We start from the raw sequence: 19,133 nt of genomic DNA on the forward strand, positions 1-19,133 counted from the left end.
ACGCAGCCGGGCTTATTGACGGTCCAGCATCTTGGTAACGGCTTTAACCAGCAGCAGGGCCATGACACCACTCACACCGATTATCTTTACCACCCGTTCCGGATCTGGTATGGATCTGAATTTGGTGTTCCCGTCTTTTATCTCGATGTAGCCCACGGGCTTGATGCCCACACCGCCACCGCCGCCGATTCCTTCTTCGCCTGCTTTGGAGCCACTGCCTCCCCCGAAGCCGTACATGGCCTTAGCCGCAGGTATAACCGTCACGCCATCGCGCTCTACCGGTTCACCATAAATGGTACTGGCATTCGCCGTAATGCCCAGTCGCTGCGCCAGTCGCTCAATAAAGGTGTTATCGTCCTTTTTTGATGTCTCTTCCATAGCTTTATGTTTGATTTAATTTGAAACCATTCAACAATAAGTTGTACGATAGTAGATTAAATCGTTGCAGAAAAGGAGGGGAGGAGCATCGAATAAAAGGTGAGTGGCGCTGGCATACAGGTATAGGTATAAAAAAAAACAGACCCGAAGCGAATTTCGGGTCTGTTGATGAATAGCGGGTCAGGTATACAAAACCTAGACCTTATGTTTCATGAATTTGCTTCGGCTTATACCTTAGCGCCTGCGAGTTCGCTGATCTCAGAGAGCAAGGTATAGGAGTGCAGTCGTTTGGCTGGATCGAAGATGCCGGTTGAGATCATCAGCTCGTCTACCTGCGTCTCGTCCACAAAGGCCTGCAGCTCTTCCTGCACCGACTTCTTGCTGCCCACAAAGCTGTAGCGCAGCATCTGTTTCACGGCGTACTCTTCCTGCAGACTCCAGCGGCCTTTCATGCTCTCTACAGGCGGCTGCATCGGCAGGGCCTTACCCTGAATCACGTTCAGGAAAGACTGGTACAGGGAAGTTGCCAGGTGCTCCGCCTCTGCGTCGGTGTCCGCGGCCACCACGTTCACGCAGGCCATAGCGTAAGGCTCTTGTAACTGCTCAGATGGCCGGAAACTTTCGCGGTATACCTGGAGCGCGGCGTGCAGTGCGGCAGGGGCGAAGTGACTCGCAAAGGCGTACGGCAGTCCCATCATACCGGCTAGTTGTGCGCCGAAGGTGCTCGAGCCGAGTATCCAGATAGGTATGTCGAGGCCCTCGCCAGGTATAGCGCGTACCTTGGCCGTGCTGTTGTCAGCACTTAAGTATTGTTTTAGCTCTGCCACGTTGTTCGGGAAATCCTCCACATTACCCTGCAGGTCGCGGCGCAGTGCATAGGCTGTCACCTGGTCGGTGCCGGGCGCTCGTCCCAGACCCAGGTCGATGCGGCCCGGGTATAGGCTCTCAAGTGTGCCGAATTGCTCCGCTACTACCAGCGGCGCATGGTTAGGCAGCATGATGCCACCAGATCCCACCCGTAAGGTAGAAGTACCACCGGCAATATAGCCGATCAGCACGACTGTGGCCGAACTGGCGATGCCGGGCATGTTGTGGTGCTCCGCCAGCCAATAGCGGGTATAGCCCAGCTGCTCCACGTGGCGGGCCAGCTCCAGACTATGCTGAAAGGAATCGTGGATGCTCTTGCCTGTGCGGATAGGCACCAGATCGAGCACGGATAATTTGATATCACTTAGTTTTTTGTCTGCCATAGCTTTAGTTTTTTAGCACACTCTGCCTACCTCGCAGCTGTCGCCTTCTATGTCGAGCTTCTGGATGGCAGGCGCTACTTGCTTAAATAAGTTCAGGAAAGTTTCGGCAGGCTGTGCGCCGCTCACCAGGTATTGGTCGTTGATCACAAAAGCGGGCACGCCGGTTATACCTGCAGACTGCGCAAAAGCTTCCATCTGGCGCACTTCCTGTTTGCCTTCTTCGCTTTGGAAGAAGTTTTCCAGCCGCTCAGCCGGTATACCTTCGGCTATACCTATTTCCTTCAGCACGGCCAGGTCATTCATGTTACGGTTTTCGGTGAAGTAAGCTTTGAACAGCGCATTGGCAACCTCGTGCTGCACCCCGTACTGGCCTGCCAGCCAGATCAGGCGGTGTCCGTTAAACGTGTTGTTCACCGTCATACCTTCTGAGAAGTTGAACTTTATACCTTCTTCAGCACCAGCCTCGGTCATGCGCTGGTCCATAGCCGGCACCTGCGACACGATCTGCTCACCGTAATTGCCTTTGAAGTAGTCGAGTCGGCCCATGCCATCCTGCGGGATATTCGGGTTCAGCTCAAAGGCTTTGAAAGAGATCTCGGCTTCATATTGATCTCCCACCTGCTGCAGGGCTTTGTCGAGTCTGCGCTCGCCTACATAGCACCAGGGGCAGTTGATGTCGGAGAAGATGTCTATTTTGATTTTCTGCTTTGTCATAGTAATTTCTTTAAATGCGTAAGCCGACGGCTACCCGATAGAGGCAGCTGTCGGCTGAATCTGCTATTGTGAAGCCTATGCTTCCAGTACGAATTTTTCCTTCTGACGTCTTACTTTCGGCAGTTTGGCCAGCCAGTCGTTGTCGGCATCGCGGTAGCCCAGCGGCATGATGGTCACACTGCGCAGACCTTTCTCAGGCAGGTTCAGCAGTTTGTCCAGAGCGGCTGCGTCGAAGCCCTCCATCGGGGTAGCGTCCACCTGCTCAGCGGCAGCGGCTACCAGTCCCACGCCAAAGGCGATGTAAGCCTGACGGGCGGCCCAGTTGAAGTTCTGCTCCTGTGTGTTGCGATCGGCTATACCTAGCAGCGTGTTTTTGAAATCATTCAGCTGCTCGGCAGGCATGTTGCGCACCTCGGCTGTATGCCGGATGTACTCCTCGATGTGCTCCGGGTTGATATCGTCCCAGGCGGCAAACACCAGCAGGTGTGAGCTTTCCTCAATCTGCGGCTGGTTCATGGCGATCGGTCGGATCTGCTTTTTCAGCTCCTCGTCCTCGATCACCAGCACCGTGTAAGGCTGCAGACCCATGGAAGAAGGGGCCAGTCGGATGGCCTCCAAAATACGCTCTACTTTATCAGACGGCACGCGCTGGCCGTTCATTCGCTTGGCGGCATAGCGCCATTTCAAAGATTCTAAGATTTTCATGTCTATACAACAGTTAAATGACCAGTAACGTTTCAATACTTAGTTACTTTTGGTAACTCAAAGGTATTTGTTAAATTTGTGCTGGTCAAGCAGGCACTTCAGCCTCACCTAGTATCATGGAAGTAACTAAAGTTGAGAACCAGCGACTTGCGATTCAGAAAAAGATTGATAAAGTTTTGTGCAGCAAGGCAGAACCCGAAACCTGCTGCCCGGTTAAGGACATTCTGGCCCGTTTCGGCGACAAGTGGTCCATCTATACCATCCTCACGCTGGGGAAGGAGGAAAAGCTGCGCTTCAACGAGCTGAAAAGCCAGATCAACGGCGTGTCACAGCGCATGCTCACGGTCACGCTGCGCTCTCTGGAAGAGGACGGACTGGTGAGTAGACAGGTATACCCCGAGATTCCGCCGCGTGTGGAGTACAGCCTGACGCCGCTGGGGCAGGGGCTGCTGCTGCAACTCCTGCAGCTTGCCGACTGGGCAAAGCTCAACATCGACCAGATTCTGGAGGCGCGGGAACGGTACGCGAAAAAGGAAAAACAGGCACAGCTTGCCTAGCAGCGAACCGGTCAAAACCGGCTGACTTTAAATTTGTTAGATGCCATACCTGCTAACATATATTTTCAGGTATATTTAAACTTCGATGAGTCTTTTTCATCTAAGTTTAAATGGCATCTGCATGAAAACTTTAGCACGCGAACAAAAGCTGCAGCACCTCTACTGGAGGGCAGGCTTTGGTATACCTTTCAGGCCTGATCAGGCTAGTCCCGGAATCAAAAGTGCCATTCGTGAACTGCTTCGCCAGTCGGGGCAGGCAGTGCCATTGGAGGTAGCGCTTCCGCGCACAGAAACAACACTGCAGGCCGACGCACAGAATGCCGAAATGCGCCTGCTGCGGCAGCGGGAACGGCAGCAGGGATTCGTGCTGCTCAACAACGTGTGGCTACAGCAAATGGCCACCTCCGAAGCCCAGCTGCGTGAGAAGATGACGCTTTTCTGGCACGGGCACTTTGCCTGCCGCCTGCGAGAACCCCGATTTGCGCTGCAGCAGCACAACACTCTCCGGGAGCACGCTTTGGACAAATTCCCGGACCTGCTGCTGGCCATCTCCAAAGACCCCGGCATGTTGCAGTTCCTCAACAATCAGCAAAACCGCAAACAGCGCCCCAACGAGAACTTCGCCCGCGAACTGCTCGAGCTCTTCACGCTGGGCCGCGGACACTATACCGAACAGGACATCAAAGAAGCCGCCCGCGCCTTTACCGGCTGGTCTTACAACCCGCAGGGGAAATTCGTGTTTCGCACACGACAGCACGACCGGGGCAAGAAAACCTTCATGGGGAAACGGGGAAATTTCAGCGGGGAAGAGATCCTGCAAATTGTCGTTGAAAACCCACGCACTGCCGAATTCCTGACGGAGAAAATCTACGCTTTTTTCGTGAGCGATACCCCGCACCCCGAGCGCATCCAAAGCCTGAGCAGCTACTTCTACGAGACAGGCTACGATATACCGAAGCTGCTGGAGAAGATCTTTACGGCCAAGTGGTTTTACGGACCGGATGTGGTGGGAAGCAAAATAAAATCGCCGATCGAGCTGCTGGCTGGTTTGCAGCGGCAGTTTGACGTGCGTTACAGCGATGGCCGTAGTCCGCTGGTATTACAGCGGGCGCTGGGGCAGGAGCTGTTCAGGCCCCCAAATGTGAGCGGCTGGGCCGGCGGACGAAACTGGATCGACAGCTCCACACTCGCTTTCCGGCTGCGCATCGGGCCAGCCCTGCTGCAGGATGCGGCACTGGAGGTGAACCTGAAACCCGACGATGACACCGAACCGACCGCACCACGCAGGCGCCGGCAGGATGGAATCCGGGTTGTACGTGCCAAAGCCGACCTGAACGGACTGCAGCAGCAATTGCAGAAAGTGAAGGACCGGGAACTGATCGACAGGCTGAGCCAGAAGCTGCTGCAGGTACCGTTACGCCCGGAAACAGCGGCACTGCTCACGCAGCACATACCCTCGGGAGCTGCTCACGCCGACAAAGTGACGCTGCTGACGCTGCGGCTGCTTTCTTTACCTGAGTACCAGTTATGCTAGTTTTCCACCGCTCACTTTCGCACTATGGCAACTAATTCCAGAAGAGAATTCATTAAAATGTCGGCGCTGGCCTCCGGTATGCTGCTGGTACCCAATTTTCTGCACGGCCTTGACCGCGGCGGACTGTCCCTGCTGGCTAATTCCAACGGCAAGAGGCTGGTCGTAATACAGCTTAGCGGCGGCAACGACGGTCTGAACACGGTGGTACCTTACCAGAACGATCTCTATTACAAAGCACGCCCTTCCCTGGCTATACCTTCCCGCGAAGTGCTCACCCTGGGAAAAGGTCTCGGATTGAACCCGGCGATGGAAAAGATGCGCCTGCTTTACGATCAGGGCTATGTTTCTATCCTGAACAGTGTCGGCTATCCCGATCCGGACCGCTCACACTTCCGCTCGATGGACATCTGGCACTCCGCCAGCGCCTCCGACGAATACCTGAGCACCGGCTGGCTGGGCCGCTACCTCGACAGTCTTTCCGGCCCTTCGGCCAACTACGCAGCCATTGAGGTGGACGATACGCTTAGTCTGGCGCTGAAAGGAGCACAGTATACCGGTATAGCGGTACAGGATGTGAAACGCTTTTTTCAGGCGACGAACGACCAGTTCCTGAAGCAGGCGGCGCAGTTGCACGCGGAGGAGCACACGCACCACCAGGTAGATTACCTCTATAAAACACTGATCGATACACAGCAATCGGCTGGCTACCTGCAGGAGAAAACCAAGGTATACCGCAGCAAAAAAGAATACCCGAACGGTGAGTTTGCCCGCCACCTGAAGACCATCGCGGAGCTAATCGCTTCGGGCGTGGAGTCGCGGGTATACTACGCCTCCCTCACCGGTTTCGACACGCATGTGCGGCAGGCGGGGCAGCAGGCGAACCTCTTGCGCGAACTCTCAGAGGGGCTCTACAGCTTCGTGGAAGACCTGAAGCAGCAGCAGGAGTTTGACAATACCGTGATTATGGTGTTTTCGGAGTTTGGCAGGCGCGTAGCCCAGAATGCGAGCAACGGTACTGATCACGGCACGGCGAACAACCTTTTCCTGATCGGCGGGAAACTAAAGCAGGCAGGTATTTACAACGAAGGCCCCAATCTGCAGGACCTAGACCAGGGCGACCTTCGGTATAACATCGATTTCCGGAACATTTACGCCACCCTGCTGCACAACTGGCTGGACGGAAACGCGGCAGGTATACTGGGCGGCAAAACCCAGTTACTGACCGGACTGATGTAAAGTATAGGCACAAAAAAACCGCCGCTCAGGTATAAGCGGCGGTCTTTTGTGTTAGTCTTACGGGTTCGCTTTTCCCAGACTCACACCAAAGGTTGTGATACCCCGGCCAGGCTTACCTGCATCGGATATACCTTCGGCAGTGGCTCTGTAAGTCGTGTTGCGATCGGCGGCGTAGAATGTAACAGTCGCTTTGCCTGCTGCGTCGGTTTGCACACTCGGGTTCCAGTACAACGTCGTGCGCAGGTCGGGCTCGCGGCTGGCGGGTGTCTTGCCGTCGTAAGCAGGACTGTAGAACTCCCGCACCTTGCTGTAGCCCTGTGCCCGGTGTATGATGATGTACTTACCAGGCTCCACTTCCTGCATCGCCTCACCACCCTGACGGGTATACAGCGCAATCACACCGCCCGAAGCACGACCGCCATACAGACTGGCGCTGGCCGGATCTTTCAGGATCTCGATGCGGCTGATATCGAACTGGTTTAGCTGCGAAGTGATGCCCTCTTCCACAGGCATGCCATCGATCAGGTATAGCGGAGCGGTTCTGCTGCCCCGGATGCGCGCCCTGTAATCATTCGGACCGGCACGGTATACCTGCACGCCTGCTACTCGCCCCTGTAAGGATTCTATTACATTGCCGGAAGGGGCAATCGGTAAGTCCTTCACATCAATAACCGCATCTGCCTTTCGGTGCAGCTTAAAGGGCTGTACCATGTCGGCTTCGCCCTGAATCTCCACATCCTTCAGCAGAATGCCTTTCAGTGTCAGGTCAGCGTTTACCTCGTCAGCCGCTGCCATTTCTACTTTACCGGCGGTCAGCAGATCCGGGCTGGCGCTGGCTACCAGTTCCTCACTTCGTGGCGCAGGTATAGCCGGCAGTTTTGGCTGGTAATCCTGCTCGTCGATCTTCACCTGCAAATGCTTTCGCCGACCGCGATTATCTGTGCCCTGCACCACCATATCCACGGCGCCGGTAAAGTCAAATCCCTCGAAAGCAAATCTGCCGTCTTTATCTGTTTCAGTCGTGATAAAAGCCAGGTGCTGCCCTTTCAGGTATAGCAGGGCCTCACCGCCTTTTACCGGTTTGCCTCTGTCGGTCAGCACAGTACCCCGCACGGCAAGGTCCGTCTCCGGACTATGCTTCAACTCCGGGAATTCACCCTTGGCGAGTTGCTGCCAGCCAAAGCGGCGCCAGCCCTGCGTCATCAGCAGGTAGGAGAGGGCTTCTTTTCGTGCGGCATTATTCTCCTCAAAGTAGTAGCCCGGATTCTGTACATGGCCGCGCAGGTCAGATGTTAGCAGGAGGTAGGCGTTGATATTAAGCCCTTGCAAATCCGGCGTCACCAGCTCGTCGTCAGTGATCGCCAGCGAGAAATCCGTAGACACCGGCTTGCCTTGTTTGTCGCGGGCCAGCACCTGCATGGTCACACGCTCACGTCCCGCATAGGTTTTCTTGTCGGTGCTCAGGCTGATGTCCAGGTTGTCCTGATTGTCGATAAACACGAGGCGCTCTGCCAGCGGCTCCCCGTTGGCGGTGGCCAGGTTAAAGCGGGCTATACCTGTCGGGAAATCCGCTTTGGCGACCTGCTTGCTAAAGGTCTGGCCTGGCTGCAGGTTGAACTGCTCGGCGTATTGCACCGCGTCGCGGCTTATACCTGTCAGCACCAGCGACTGCCGGCCTGAGGCATTGCCGGCAATGCTCACCTGTACCTGCTCCGGGTTGGCTGTTTCATTCACGCTGAGCACATAGCCCGTCGGTTTTGCTTCCGGCAAGGTATACTCGGCCTTGCTGCCATCTTCGAAGGTTACCCGAGCCTGGTACCGCTGGCCCTGCTGTGGTTGCAACGTAAAGGCGCCCATTCCCATGTGCGTGTCTTTAATATCGAACAACTTCTGGTTCTGCGCATCATACACAGCACCTGTCATGGCTATACCTGTTCCGTCGGGTTTGGTGGCTTTAAAGGCGACGCGGCTTTGCAGCCCCTGTACCAGGTCACCGCCCTCCGGGAAAAACTGCAGGTCGATCTGCTGCGCGGTCTTATCCTGCTTTTCTGTCGTCGCCTTTTCGCCTATGATACTGATCTCTTTCCGGAAGAAGCTCTCCTCCCCGAAATTGCGCATCCATTGGGTATAGGCGGTGAGAGTATACTGCCCCACTGGCAGGTTAGCCGGCAGAACAATGTCGCCGTTGGCTTTGCCGTTCTCAGCCTTCAGTTTCAGGCGCTGCACGGCTTCGTTGTTGGCGTTAAGCAGGTCCACGTACAGCACGTTGCTTTTGGAGGTCGGCTGCAGACTGGCGGCATCTACTACATAACCTTTGAGCCAGATCTGCTGGCCTGGTGTGTAGCGCGGCTTATCTAAGTGCAGGTATACCTTCTCAGGGGCGTATTGTGTGCGCCAGCTCGTAAGATGCTTCTCCAACTGCTGGAGCAGGTCCGTTTGCGGACTGACGAAGGCCAGCGACACAAATGCCAGCAGCAGTGCCGGCACCAGGTAGGCCCATTTTTTAGTTATTTTATATCTGATCATATCGTCCTCTCTTTCTAAAACATCTCTTCTTTATCAACAAAAACGAGTGCAATAATCATTCCTTAAAATCATATGGCGGGGACCCTTTACGGGAGGGAGAAACACCGTGATTTATGCCGCTAGAGCAGCAGGGAATCAATGCGGTTGGCCTGTACCATGTTCTCGCAATCAGACCAGCTGAAGATGGTGAACCTGCCATCCTGTGAAGCGACCAGTGCAATAGCGTCCCGCTGGTCGTGCACGAACTGGGCGGCTGACAAATGCCTGGTGCCACCGCTCAGGGCGGGTTGGTCGATCATGGCTTCACCCCCGATCACAGGTTCTGTCAGAATCAGCTTATCTACCGGCGTGCTGCCTTGTTTGCGGGTTATTTTGGCGCCGAAAGCATACAATTCATATTTGTCGCTGATAATTGTGGCGCCATCCACGGCTGTAAGGCCGGCCATAGCCTCTATGGCTCTTCCGAGCTCGTCCTGCCAGTTGGAGTTTTCGCCGTCCTTTTCTTCTTTCTGTTTCATCAGATCAGTCAGTTCGGAGTATGCTGGGCCCACGGCATACCGCATAGGGTGCCGGATAGAGGTGCGCCAGGTATCAGAGCCAGCAGGTACCACCAGCAGGATGCCGCCTCTCTTGTGGGAGCGCATCGACACGGCCAATTGTACCAGTACGTTGAGCGACTTGTTCCAGACGCTCAGGGAGCTGAAGCCCAGCAATGAAGTCAGCACATCAGGACAGTTCGGCAAATGGGAGCTTTGTTCGTTCACGATCTTCACCTGATCGCCCATCAGTACGGCCACATTCACAAACTTGCCAAAGCCATCCTGCCGGCGGTGCTTGATCACCAGCAAGCCAGGCTCTGACACATCCAACACAAAGCAAAAGTTGGGGATGCTGCGGGTTGTCCCCCAGATATGGAGGTAGTCTCCCTCGTACCATACGCCCAGGTGAATGCCCTGCCGCTCCACACCCGGACCAAGCTTGGTCAGCACGGCAGGGGACAGGGTGAGGTGATGCTCGAACAACAAGGGCTGTTCGGTCTGTTCGGGCGGCAGAAAGGCAAGGGATATTTTAGGGGATTGGCCTTCTTCACGACGCAGGCTAGCCCAGAAAGCGGCATCGATCATGGTTTCGATGATGCGGGCAGGCGGTACGGTGGCCAGGTTGTTACCGTTTAATTTTTTTGCTGCTTCTATCTGGGTTGTGAAATGGTCTTCTGCTATCTGAGCCACCTCACGTGCGGCCTTGTATGTCGATTTGCCAATCATGTATTTTTTCGCTTTTCAGGTATAGCTGGTGCAATTATTCAGGGGCAGGTGTAGAAGCACTGGCACAAGCCCTCTTTTTTTATACGGTGCATGGCGCAAAAACTTATAGATTCCTTTAAAGGCAGGTGGGAGAGTGAAACAGGTATAGCTAAAAAAAGCACAGCCGCTGCAGAAGGTCTGCAACGGCTGTGCTGAAATAAACCAGGTATATTACCTGCTTTTGTATGTCTTAGTCAAGACCACCTTTACGGGTAGCAGGTCTGGCCTGTGGCCAGCTCATCTGCTCACCAGTGCGTGGGTTCACCGGCATCACACTGCGCTCACGCGGTACCAGTTCCGGCTCTTCGCTGGCCATGTAAGCCAGGATAGCGGTCAGGATCACGTTGCTGCGCACATCGTCGAACACGATCTTGTCGTATGTGTCGCGGTTGGTGTGCCAGGTATAATTGCCATAAGACCAGCTCAGGGAGCTCAGCATGAAGGCAGGTACATCATGCGGAATGAAAGAAGCATGGTCAGAACCGCCACCGCCCGGGAAGCCAGGGTAAGAGGTCTGGATGTCTTTGGTGATCTCACGCGGAACAGCGTTCAGCCAACGACCCATGTAGTCGTAAGCATGCAGAAAGCCCTGGCCAGAGATGTTGGCCACGCGACCAGTACCGTTGTCCTGGTTAAGCACCGCCTGTGTGTTCTTTACAATCTCCGGATGATCTTCCACGAAAGCACGAGAACCATTCAGGCCCTGCTCTTCGCTACCCCAGTGACCTACCAGGATCGTACGCTTCGGATTCGGGTATACCTGCTTCAGAATGCGCATTACTTCCATCATTAGGATCGTGCCGGTACCGTTGTCTGTAGCGCCGGTAGCGCCATCCCAGGAGTCAAAGTGAGCTGACAGGATCACATATTCGTCAGGCTTCTCAGAGCCCTTGATCTCAGCAATGGTGTTGAAGGTAGGAACCGGCTTCTTAGAGTGCTTCGACTCCGCTACCACTTTGATACGTGGCTTGCTGCCGTTTTCGGCCAGGCGGTATAGCATACCATAATCTTCCAGAGAAAGATCTACAGTAGGAATCTTCTTGGTATAGGCGCTGAAGATCTTGTTCACGCCGAAACCTTGTGACCAGTTCGACATCACGATACCGGCAGCACCGGCGTTCTCCAAAGCAACAGGCAGCGTACGGGCGGTTTTGCCAGTAGCGGCAATGCGCTTGCGGTAAGCCTCGTTCTGCTCGTCACGCACTTTTTTCATTTTCTCGAAAGACTCTTCCGTCGCAAACTCTTTCCAGTTGTACTCCGGACGGCCACTTGGCTGGTTCATCGAGATCATCACTATTTTGCCTTTCACACTTGGCAGCCAGCGCTGGAAAGCAAGGGAGTCAGCGAAATCAGGCATCGTAATCACCTCAGCCGTTACACCTTTAGAAGACGTAGACGGGCTCCAGGCCAGCTGCATACCCTCCAGAGACTGTACACGCGGGTGCACCATATCGATGTGCGTGATGCCACGCTCCCAGCCGCGCCATTCGCCGTAGTTTTCAATGCGGGCATCGATGCCCCAGCCTTTGTACTTGTTCACGGCCCAGTCGGCGGCTTCCTTCATCTGCGGTGTACCTACCAGACGTGGTCCCACGCCGTCCATGAGTTCATGGCCCAACTGCTCGAGTTGTGAGTTCTCGGTAGCCATTTTGATGATGTTCTGGATAACAGGATCCTGCTTTTGTTGTGACTGTGCCTGCTGCTGCGGTCGTTGCGCGAGCGTTGCGCTGCTCACACCGCCTGAAAGCATAAGGGCCAGGGCCAAAATGCGAATAGGGTGTTTCTTCATGGTTAATGTAAGGTATGGATTGTTTGTATGATATGTTAAGGTATATCCGTTTAATATAGTAAATAAGTGCTATAGATACCGAAACCGCTCAATAGACTCATCATGACGGCTTTGGTTTAAAGTCACGAAGAAATTTCGCAGGTATAACACAGGTTTTTATCCCAAATCAAAGCTTTCAACTTCTGAGACACTCCCCGGCACAAACTCCTGCAGGCGCATATTGCCGATCCGCACACGCACGAGTCGCAGCGTCGGAAAGCCCACGGCGGCAGTCATTTTGCGTACCTGCCTGTTCTTCCCTTCCGATATCGTGATCGACACCCAACTGGTAGGCCCGTGGCGGTCACTGCGGATGCGGCGGCTGCGCTCCGGGAAATCCGGTGCGGCCTCGAGCCGGAAAGCAGTGCAGGGACGGGTACCGTACTGTTCGCCGTAAATGCCGATCGAAACACCAGCTTGCATCTGAGTAATGGCTTCATCGGTGATCAGGCCGTCTACCTGCGCATAGTATTCCTTTTCGACATGCTTGCCACGTACCTGTTCGCTCACTTTGCCGTCGGTGGTGAGCAGGAGCAGACCCTCGCTGGCCTCATCCAGCCGCCCAATAGCCATTGTTCCTTCCGGGAAATCATACAACTCCCCCAGTAATTTCTGCTTTTTCTTATCGGTCACGAACTGGCTGATGTAGCCATAGGGTTTGTGCAAAATGAAATGCCGGTGCTGCATGTAAACGAAAGTATAAAATCAGGGATAGATCGTCCCGCAAATTAGACAAAATGCCTGATTTTATCGGCGAGCGCTGTAAAGTATAGTGCCCTGCCACCGTAATAGGACAATGAAAAGATGCGTTCGGGTACAATTGGTACAGGAGGCTATACCTGGCCCTTATTCAGCCTGAACTCTCGTTAGCCCCAGGTGTAGGTTCCGCGTATAGAAGAAAGAAAAGGCTGGGAGCGAGGCGCAAAACAGGTGATCAGGAGAATCATCCAGCTGTTTCAGGCCCCATCCGCTTCACTAATACTTGATTACATCAATTTATTTTGCTTCATTACATAGTTAATTAAGCGTCAAACTTTATAAACGCAATGCTTATTTTTTGGACATTCCTGATAGCGGCTCTTCTGGGGTACATCGTGGGGCACTATGTTATCCCGAACCGGCAACTGCGCAAAGCACTGCAGGATGTACGGCAGCAATGTGCCCTGGCGCTTGACGAAGGCAACAAGGGCGTGTACAAAACCATGGTGACAGAGGACGGCAAATCCTCAGAACTTGTGGTGGAAGTGCGCGAGCTGGCTATAACAAAAACCGGACAGGTGAAGGTGGAATACCTGAGTGCGCAGTACCGCAACCCCGAGTTCAGAACCCGTAAAGGCGATGCGCTGCTAAAAGAAGTGCGTGACCTCCTGGGCGAGTACCTGCCGCTCAACGAAATAGAGTGGTACGAGCAGACCGACCGACACGAGCGCATCAAAAAGTATTTAGACTCTTTAGACCTAATCAATCACAAACTTTTTAGGTAATAAAACAAGATGGAAAAAACAGAGAAAACAGAGATTACGATCGCAGAGAATCAAGAGAAAATAAAAGAGAAAGCCCTGGCAATCTCTAAATCCATAGATCCGGGCAATCCGGAAAGCCTGAGCAATTTTGGCGTGGAAACCCAGCGCAAACTCGGTCACTACTCAAACGAACTGCTCACCAAAGTAAAAGCCAAAGATTCTGGCGAAGCTGGTGATGCCATCAATGAACTGCTCAACCAGATCAACATGATCAAGATTGATGAGCAGGAGAAGGGTGGTTTCTTTTCACGCCTGCCTTTCGTGAAAAAGTTTTCAGACAAGTCGAAGCAGATTGCCTCGCAGTATAACTCCGTGTCGGCTAACGTGGACGATGTGGTGGTAAAACTGGAGCGCACCCGCCAGAGCATCATGAAAGACTCCACTTCACTGGAAGTAATGTTCAACCAGGCGGTGGAGTACATCCACGAGATACGCTCTGTGATTGCGGCCGGAAAGATGAAGATCGAGGAGATCGAAACCGATATCATACCGAAGCTGCAGGACGAGGTGGAGAACAGCGGGCAGGACGAACTGGCCGTACAGCGCCTGAGCGATATGATCGCCTTTAAAGAGCGCCTGGAAAAAAAGGTGCATGACTTCACGCTTTCCCATACTATTGCCACGCAGTCGATGCCGCAGATCCGCATGATCCAGACCACGAACGATGTGCTGGCTCAAAAGATCCAGAACTCCATTGTGACGGTTATACCGGTATGGCGTCAGCAGGTGGCGATTGCGCTCGGTCTTGAGAAGCAGCGCAAGGCCCTCGAGATCCAGAAAAAGGTGACTGACACCACCAACGAAATGCTCCGCAAGAACTCGGAACTCCTGAAGAAAAACGTAGTGATCGCGGCGCAGGAGAATGAACGCGGCATCGTGGATGTGGAGACGCTGAAGAAAGTGAACAAGGACATGGTGGAAACGCTCGACCAGGTGATCAAGATTTCGGAAGAGGGCAGCAAGAAACGGGCAGAAGCCGTAAAAGAACTGGCGCAGGTGCAGGAAGAGCTCAACAGCAAGATCATCGGCACCTTCGGCAAGTCCAAGCAGATTGAAATAGAATAATGATATACCGAGGCGATAAGAAAGAAGAACTAGCCGTCCGGCACCGCATCCTGAGCGACGAGCAGGAGGCGGTGCTGGACCTTTATATCCAGCATATCGACAACCTTTTCGAAGAGATGAAACTCTCGGAGAAATTGCAGGTCGAAATTGAAACCCAGCACCTCAAACGCATCCTGTCTAAATGATCCGATTTTTTCGTTCTTTTTTCGGGCTGGAACAGGAATCGACCCGCACGGTCATGGACCATCCAGGTGCCGCTGACGCCCGCGCCATGCAGTATATCCGTGCTTCCAATGCCAGGCTGAATGCCCTGCACAGGCTGTATGAAAGGTATAGGCATACGCCGCATGCCGATAAACTGCTGGCTGTGTTCGAAAAGACCAAGCTGGTGCACAACTACCTCGTTACCCGCAAGCGCATACAGGAGTTGGAGCTGTTTCATGTGCAGAACACGGAGCATTTCATTAACACCTTCACAACGGTGATCAACGTGCACGAGCGTCATATCAAAGACAGCTATGTGCCGGAGCGGGAAAAGCCGCAGCCGCTACCACAGGTACAGAAGCCACGTCCGCAGGGACAGGCACCAGCACAACCTGCTGCACCACGTCCAGCCCCAGCCAGGCCAGACAATCCAGGGCAGCCTTTTGAGTCGAAGGTAGAGCAGGTGCTCAAGCGCATCGAATCCGAAACGATCAAAGGCATCTATACAGCGCAGAAAGTAACGGAGATGGTGAAGCGGGTCGCCAATCAGGCACCCATGGGCCAGCCGGATGTGATGCAGGCGAAAGTCCCGGCTTTGGGTGTTCCGGTTATTGCCATCGATACTTACTCCCGCGTGTTTTATTCCCCGGAGCTGGAAGGCGGTGCCACCATGTCACGCGAGATTTCCTTCACCTCTTCGGATACTGACAAGGACGTGTTTTTGCAGCATATCGCTTCAAAGCTTGCAGTGCCGAAGGAAGAGGTCAGCTATATCGGTAACACGATGTTGGCCATACCGGATACCAAGGGTCCGAGTCCAGCGCGGCATGTTCCGATTGTGCATTGGCGCGGGTTTCCGTATGCCGTGAGTTTAATGGATTACCGCTTGTTTCCGGTGAGGATGCATCGAAAGAGCTTTTAAGAAAAATGCCTCTGATTCTTCAGAGGCATTTTTCTTGTTTTGCAAATAAGTTTACGAACTACACGACAGCATCGAGCAGCCTGCTTTCTGAGAAGCCCATTCCGGACGGGTCTGGAAGAATTCATCGAACTTATCGGAATACGGCTCTTTAATTGCCTCCTGCAGCTTCACGAACAGGACATCATCACCTTTCTCCAGCCCCTCAATCGCCTGGTGCAGCAGGTAGTTGCGCAACACAAAACGTGGATTGGCTTTTCGCATCATTTCCTGTGAATCCGATCGTCTGATCTTGTTCGTGTTCAGGCGTTCCAGGTAATTGCTGATCAAGGTATAGAAGGCTGTTTTCTGCTCAGCTGACAGGTCATCATACAGAGCCTGCTTAAAGTGATCTGCTACTGCTTCTTCACCTTCTACCGAAAGCGGCAGGTCAATCAGCAATTGAAAGAAAATGGTCATGTCAGGCTGTATTTCCGTCAGGGTTTTCTCGAACTGGCTGATCAAATCGCGGTCTAATTGGGACACCTGGTCAAGGCCGAGTTTACGGCCCATCATGGCATAGTATTCCGTCCAGTAAACGTCTTTGAACGACTCCAGGGTCTCTACCAGCTTGTCTTTATCTGCCAGCGGCAGCAAGGCACCCGCCAGGGCGCCTAAGTTCCAGTAACCGATCGAGGGCTGTTTTCCGAAGGCATACCTTCTGCCCGGCAGGTCGGTCGTGTTCGGAGTGAAGTTCGGGTCGAAGTTGTCCACGAACGAATAGGGACCATAGTCGATGGTCAGGCCGAGGATGGACATGTTATCCGTGTTCATCACGCCGTGCACAAAGCCCACCCGCATCCACTCCACCATCAGTTTTGCCGTACGGTCTACCACTTCTTTAAACCAGTCTATTACTTTGTCCTCACCTGTAATGTGCGGGTAATAGCGACTGATGGTCCAGTCTACGAGCTGGCGCAGGTTGTCGTGCTCTTTGCGGGCGTTCAGCATTTCAAAATTGCCGAAGCGCAGGAAGCTGGGCGCTACCCGCATCACAACCGCACCCGGTTCGTAGGCGGCATTGCCATTGTAGAACATGTCGCGGAGCACAGGCTCACCGGTGCTTACCAGGCTTAGCGCTCGCGTAGTCGGCACGCCCAGGTAGTGCATGGCTTCACTCATCAGATACTCACGCACAGAGGAGCGCAGCACGGCACGTCCGTCGGCACGGCGGGAGTAGGGGGTCAGGCCAGCGCCTTTCAACTGTAGCTCCCACGTTTTGCCGTCAGCTGCTTCCCATTCTCCTAATGTAATCGCACGTCCATCGCCCAGTTGACCGGCCCAGTTACCGAACTGGTGTCCGGCATAGCAGGCTGCATAAGGGTACATGCTGTCCGTTACCCGATTACCACCCAATATGTCGATGTCTTGCTGCTCTGTAGGCTTAGCTATACCTAGTTCGTTGGCAAGGGTATCGGACCAGGTCAGGAGTGTTACTTTTTCTACAGGAGTAGGTTTTGCTTTGCTGTAGAGTACGCCCGGCGTTTGCCGTGGCGTTAACGTGCCGCTGTCATCACCGGCAAAAGTGTCTACAAATTCTTTTTTATAAATTTTCGAGCTCAGTTGCTCCATCTTATTCAGTTTTAGGTATAAGGTAGCTGACCAGGGCACTTCTGTAAACCTTTTATCAGCCTTTTGATTTCTCTTTAACAAGATTTGTGCAAGATTAGTTAAATTTAGCAGACTTATCCCGTTTAGCACGTAATCAGGGACAGGCTTTACATCGCCAAGCATTACTGAACAGACTTACAGCTTTTATGTCAATCACTATATTTAGCCAGGGCAGAAACACAAGCCGCTGGGAAAGTGCCCTGAAGGAACGTCGTCCGGGCCTGGAAGTACATGTTTATCCGGATACAGGTCCGGCAGAGGAAGTTGAGTTTGCCCTGGCCTGGAACCATCCGCCCGGCGCTTTTACAGCATTCCCAAACCTAAAATGCATCGCCTCCACGGGTGCCGGAGTAGACCATATTCTGCGTGACCCGGAGTTACCGCAAGGGGTGCAGATTACCCGCATTGTAGACGAAGACCTGACGCAGGATATGGCTGCATTTGTGACCGCCCAGGTGCTGAACCATGTGCGCGGCCTGGACAAGTATAAGGAATTACAGCAAAGCCATACCTGGAAACAGCACAGTTACAAGCGAACGGCCGATGTGGTGGTCGGGGTAATGGGCATGGGCGTACTTGGTACGCACACGGCACAGCAGCTGAGTAAACTCGGCTTTAAAGTGCATGGCTGGTCCCGCTCTCCCAAACTGATGGAAGGGGTAGGAACCTATGCCGGATCAGAGGAGCTGGACGCTTTTCTGGAAAGTGCCAATATCCTGATTTGTCTGCTGCCCCTAACCAGGCAGACGGCCGATATCTTAAACAAAGACACCTTCAGCAAGCTTCCCAAAGGAGCTTATGTCATTAACGTAGCACGCGGAGAACACCTGGTTGATGACGATTTGATCGAAATGCTCGACAAGGGGCATCTTTCCGGTGCCAGTCTGGATGTGTTCAGGGAGGAGCCGCTACCAGCGGAGCATCCGTTTTGGTCGCATCCGACGATAACGGTGACGCCCCATGTCGCCAGCATTACAAATCCGGCCTCGGCTGTGTCGCAGATTCTGGAGAACTACGACCGCATGCGCCACGGCGAGCCCTTAATCAATGTAGTATCAAAAGCTAAAGGATATTAAATGAACCCATTCCACTACGCCTTCAAAGTGAAGGACATTGAATCGACCCGCCAGTTTTACGTGGGTATCTTGGGCTGTAAAGAAGGGCGCAGCACCGAGCACTGGATCGACTTCGACTTTTTCGGTCACCAGCTGTCGGCCCACGTGAGTGCCAACATACCTGAGCCGGATTACTGCGGACAAGTGGCTGGTATCAGTGTGCCGGTGCCGCACTTCGGCTGCCTGCTCAGCTATGAGCAGTTCGATCAGGTGCGCGAGCGACTGGAGCAGCATGCTATACCTTTTGTGGTGGAGCCCTATACCCGCTACGAAGGCCAGGTAGGAGAGCAACGTACTATGTTTATCCTCGACCACAGCAAAAATCCGCTCGAGTTCAAGGCTTTTAAAAATCCGGAGGAAGTGTTTGCTTCTTAAAAAATTGTGAGGGTATAGCATGCCTGGATCAAGGTGACCATTCCTCTATGACAAAAGCACAAGGGCCGCTTAGCTGAAACTAAGCGGCCCTTGTGCTTCTTATGGTTTACTATAGTACTGTCAGTTTCCTGATGATCAAACCGCGTTCCGTCTGAATGTGCAGGAAGTAGAGCCCGGCTTTGGCAGTTGGCAGCTTTATCTGCACCGCCTCCGGCCTCGGGCCGGAGATGCGGGTCTGGTGCAGGCGCTT

Annotated in this window: 18 protein-coding genes; 9 read left to right on the top strand and 9 right to left on the bottom strand. The window is 53.6% G+C overall.

Annotated elements, in window-relative coordinates; translation table 11 throughout:
• Positions 1–12: 12 nt before the first annotated feature.
• The 4 genes from BW972_RS14885 to BW972_RS14900 form a co-directional block, all read right to left on the bottom strand.
• Complete coding sequence (locus BW972_RS14885) at positions 13–378, bottom strand: spore germination protein GerW family protein (protein WP_007655181.1); 366 nt, start codon at positions 376–378, stop codon at positions 13–15.
• Between the two features lie 227 nt (positions 379–605).
• On the bottom strand, positions 606–1,628 hold the full coding sequence (locus BW972_RS14890; protein ID WP_076422692.1) for an LLM class flavin-dependent oxidoreductase: 1,023 nt from the start codon (positions 1,626–1,628) through the stop codon (positions 606–608).
• A 12-nt stretch (positions 1,629–1,640) separates the two neighbouring features.
• Positions 1,641–2,342, bottom strand: a complete 702-nt coding sequence (locus tag BW972_RS14895) for a DsbA family oxidoreductase (RefSeq protein WP_076422693.1) — start codon at positions 2,340–2,342, stop codon at positions 1,641–1,643.
• A gap of 75 nt (positions 2,343–2,417) precedes the next feature.
• On the bottom strand, positions 2,418–3,047 hold the full coding sequence (locus BW972_RS14900; protein WP_076422694.1) for an NAD(P)H-dependent oxidoreductase: 630 nt from the start codon (positions 3,045–3,047) through the stop codon (positions 2,418–2,420).
• Between the two features lie 116 nt (positions 3,048–3,163).
• On the opposite strand from BW972_RS14900, the gene BW972_RS14905 reads away from it, so the two are divergent.
• The 3 genes from BW972_RS14905 to BW972_RS14915 all read left to right on the top strand — a co-directional run bounded on the left by BW972_RS14905 (position 3,164) and on the right by BW972_RS14915 (position 6,374).
• Positions 3,164–3,604, top strand: a complete 441-nt coding sequence (locus BW972_RS14905) for a winged helix-turn-helix transcriptional regulator (RefSeq protein ID WP_007655175.1) — start codon at positions 3,164–3,166, stop codon at positions 3,602–3,604.
• Between the two features lie 121 nt (positions 3,605–3,725).
• Positions 3,726–5,138 carry a DUF1800 domain-containing protein gene (locus BW972_RS14910; RefSeq protein ID WP_076422695.1) on the top strand — a complete coding sequence of 471 codons (1,413 nt, stop codon included), beginning with the start codon at positions 3,726–3,728 and terminating at the stop codon, positions 5,136–5,138.
• Between the two features lie 24 nt (positions 5,139–5,162).
• Positions 5,163–6,374: a DUF1501 domain-containing protein gene (locus BW972_RS14915; protein WP_234986399.1), complete on the top strand. Its 1,212-nt coding sequence runs from the start codon at positions 5,163–5,165 to the stop codon at positions 6,372–6,374.
• A gap of 57 nt (positions 6,375–6,431) precedes the next feature.
• On the opposite strand, the gene BW972_RS14920 is transcribed toward BW972_RS14915, so the two are convergent.
• The 4 genes from BW972_RS14920 to BW972_RS14935 form a co-directional block, all read right to left on the bottom strand.
• Entirely contained in the window at positions 6,432–8,900 is a 2,469-nt protein-coding gene (locus BW972_RS14920; RefSeq protein WP_076422697.1) for a TonB-dependent receptor plug domain-containing protein, read from the bottom strand.
• Positions 8,901–9,019: 119 nt separating this feature from the next.
• Positions 9,020–10,165 (bottom strand): putative sensor domain DACNV-containing protein, encoded by a 1,146-nt coding sequence (locus BW972_RS14925; protein ID WP_040573996.1) that lies wholly within the window; start codon positions 10,163–10,165, stop codon positions 9,020–9,022.
• 229 nt (positions 10,166–10,394) lie between these two features.
• Complete coding sequence (locus tag BW972_RS14930) at positions 10,395–11,993, bottom strand: M20/M25/M40 family metallo-hydrolase (protein ID WP_076422698.1); 1,599 nt, start codon at positions 11,991–11,993, stop codon at positions 10,395–10,397.
• A gap of 156 nt (positions 11,994–12,149) precedes the next feature.
• A complete protein-coding gene (locus BW972_RS14935; protein WP_007655166.1) occupies positions 12,150–12,719 on the bottom strand; it encodes a pseudouridine synthase in 570 nt (189 codons plus the stop codon).
• A gap of 359 nt (positions 12,720–13,078) precedes the next feature.
• On the opposite strand from BW972_RS14935, the gene BW972_RS14940 reads away from it, so the two are divergent.
• Genes BW972_RS14940 through BW972_RS14955 form a run of 4 tightly spaced genes read left to right on the top strand, consistent with a single transcriptional unit; the run spans position 13,079 to position 15,746 of the window.
• Positions 13,079–13,516 carry a hypothetical protein gene (locus tag BW972_RS14940; RefSeq protein WP_076422699.1) on the top strand — a complete coding sequence of 146 codons (438 nt, stop codon included), beginning with the start codon at positions 13,079–13,081 and terminating at the stop codon, positions 13,514–13,516.
• A gap of 9 nt (positions 13,517–13,525) precedes the next feature.
• The gene (locus tag BW972_RS14945; RefSeq protein ID WP_076422700.1) at positions 13,526–14,620 is read left to right on the top strand and encodes a toxic anion resistance protein; all 1,095 of its coding nucleotides are present in this window, start codon (positions 13,526–13,528) and stop codon (positions 14,618–14,620) included.
• On the top strand, positions 14,620–14,805 hold the full coding sequence (locus tag BW972_RS14950; RefSeq protein ID WP_007659868.1) for a hypothetical protein: 186 nt from the start codon (positions 14,620–14,622) through the stop codon (positions 14,803–14,805). Before BW972_RS14945 ends, BW972_RS14950 begins: the two co-directional genes overlap by 1 nt.
• Positions 14,802–15,746: a hypothetical protein gene (locus tag BW972_RS14955; protein WP_076422701.1), complete on the top strand. Its 945-nt coding sequence runs from the start codon at positions 14,802–14,804 to the stop codon at positions 15,744–15,746. The genes BW972_RS14950 and BW972_RS14955 overlap by 4 nt, the downstream gene beginning before the upstream one ends.
• 51 nt (positions 15,747–15,797) lie before the next feature.
• Here the strand turns inward: BW972_RS14955 and BW972_RS14960 are convergent, their stop codons facing one another.
• The gene (locus BW972_RS14960; RefSeq protein ID WP_076422702.1) at positions 15,798–17,354 is read right to left on the bottom strand and encodes a protein adenylyltransferase SelO; all 1,557 of its coding nucleotides are present in this window, start codon (positions 17,352–17,354) and stop codon (positions 15,798–15,800) included.
• A gap of 185 nt (positions 17,355–17,539) precedes the next feature.
• Here BW972_RS14960 and BW972_RS14965 point away from each other — a divergent pair, with 185 nt between their 5' ends.
• Both BW972_RS14965 and BW972_RS14970 read left to right on the top strand, forming a co-directional pair.
• Positions 17,540–18,469, top strand: coding sequence for a 2-hydroxyacid dehydrogenase (locus tag BW972_RS14965; protein WP_076422703.1), 930 nt, complete (start codon positions 17,540–17,542; stop codon positions 18,467–18,469).
• Complete coding sequence (locus BW972_RS14970) at positions 18,470–18,883, top strand: VOC family protein (protein WP_076422704.1); 414 nt, start codon at positions 18,470–18,472, stop codon at positions 18,881–18,883. It abuts the gene before it with no gap.
• Positions 18,884–19,133 lie beyond the last annotated feature (250 nt).

Origin of the sequence: Pontibacter lucknowensis, from assembly GCF_900156415.1 — a bacterium.
Taxonomy (GTDB): domain Bacteria; phylum Bacteroidota; class Bacteroidia; order Cytophagales; family Hymenobacteraceae; genus Pontibacter; species Pontibacter lucknowensis.

Bases quoted from the DNA above. Each gene is read 5' to 3' on its own strand.
- BW972_RS14955 (WP_076422701.1), top strand. From the start codon at position 14,802: ATGATCCGATTTTTTCGTTCTTTTTTCGGGCTGGAACAGGAATCGACC.
- BW972_RS14930 (WP_076422698.1), bottom strand. From the start codon at position 11,993: ATGAAGAAACACCCTATTCGCATTTTGGCCCTGGCCCTTATGCTTTCA.
- BW972_RS14925 (WP_040573996.1), bottom strand. From the start codon at position 10,165: ATGATTGGCAAATCGACATACAAGGCCGCACGTGAGGTGGCTCAGATA.
- BW972_RS14900 (WP_076422694.1), bottom strand. From the start codon at position 3,047: ATGAAAATCTTAGAATCTTTGAAATGGCGCTATGCCGCCAAGCGAATG.
- BW972_RS14920 (WP_076422697.1), bottom strand. From the start codon at position 8,900: ATGATCAGATATAAAATAACTAAAAAATGGGCCTACCTGGTGCCGGCA.
- BW972_RS14940 (WP_076422699.1), top strand. From the start codon at position 13,079: ATGCTTATTTTTTGGACATTCCTGATAGCGGCTCTTCTGGGGTACATC.
- BW972_RS14905 (WP_007655175.1), top strand. From the start codon at position 3,164: ATGGAAGTAACTAAAGTTGAGAACCAGCGACTTGCGATTCAGAAAAAG.
- BW972_RS14950 (WP_007659868.1), top strand. From the start codon at position 14,620: ATGATATACCGAGGCGATAAGAAAGAAGAACTAGCCGTCCGGCACCGC.
- BW972_RS14915 (WP_234986399.1), top strand. From the start codon at position 5,163: ATGGCAACTAATTCCAGAAGAGAATTCATTAAAATGTCGGCGCTGGCC.
- BW972_RS14910 (WP_076422695.1), top strand. From the start codon at position 3,726: ATGAAAACTTTAGCACGCGAACAAAAGCTGCAGCACCTCTACTGGAGG.
- BW972_RS14935 (WP_007655166.1), bottom strand. From the start codon at position 12,719: ATGCAGCACCGGCATTTCATTTTGCACAAACCCTATGGCTACATCAGC.
- BW972_RS14890 (WP_076422692.1), bottom strand. From the start codon at position 1,628: ATGGCAGACAAAAAACTAAGTGATATCAAATTATCCGTGCTCGATCTG.
- BW972_RS14960 (WP_076422702.1), bottom strand. From the start codon at position 17,354: ATGGAGCAACTGAGCTCGAAAATTTATAAAAAAGAATTTGTAGACACT.
- BW972_RS14970 (WP_076422704.1), top strand. From the start codon at position 18,470: ATGAACCCATTCCACTACGCCTTCAAAGTGAAGGACATTGAATCGACC.
- BW972_RS14965 (WP_076422703.1), top strand. From the start codon at position 17,540: ATGTCAATCACTATATTTAGCCAGGGCAGAAACACAAGCCGCTGGGAA.
- BW972_RS14945 (WP_076422700.1), top strand. From the start codon at position 13,526: ATGGAAAAAACAGAGAAAACAGAGATTACGATCGCAGAGAATCAAGAG.
- BW972_RS14885 (WP_007655181.1), bottom strand. From the start codon at position 378: ATGGAAGAGACATCAAAAAAGGACGATAACACCTTTATTGAGCGACTG.
- BW972_RS14895 (WP_076422693.1), bottom strand. From the start codon at position 2,342: ATGACAAAGCAGAAAATCAAAATAGACATCTTCTCCGACATCAACTGC.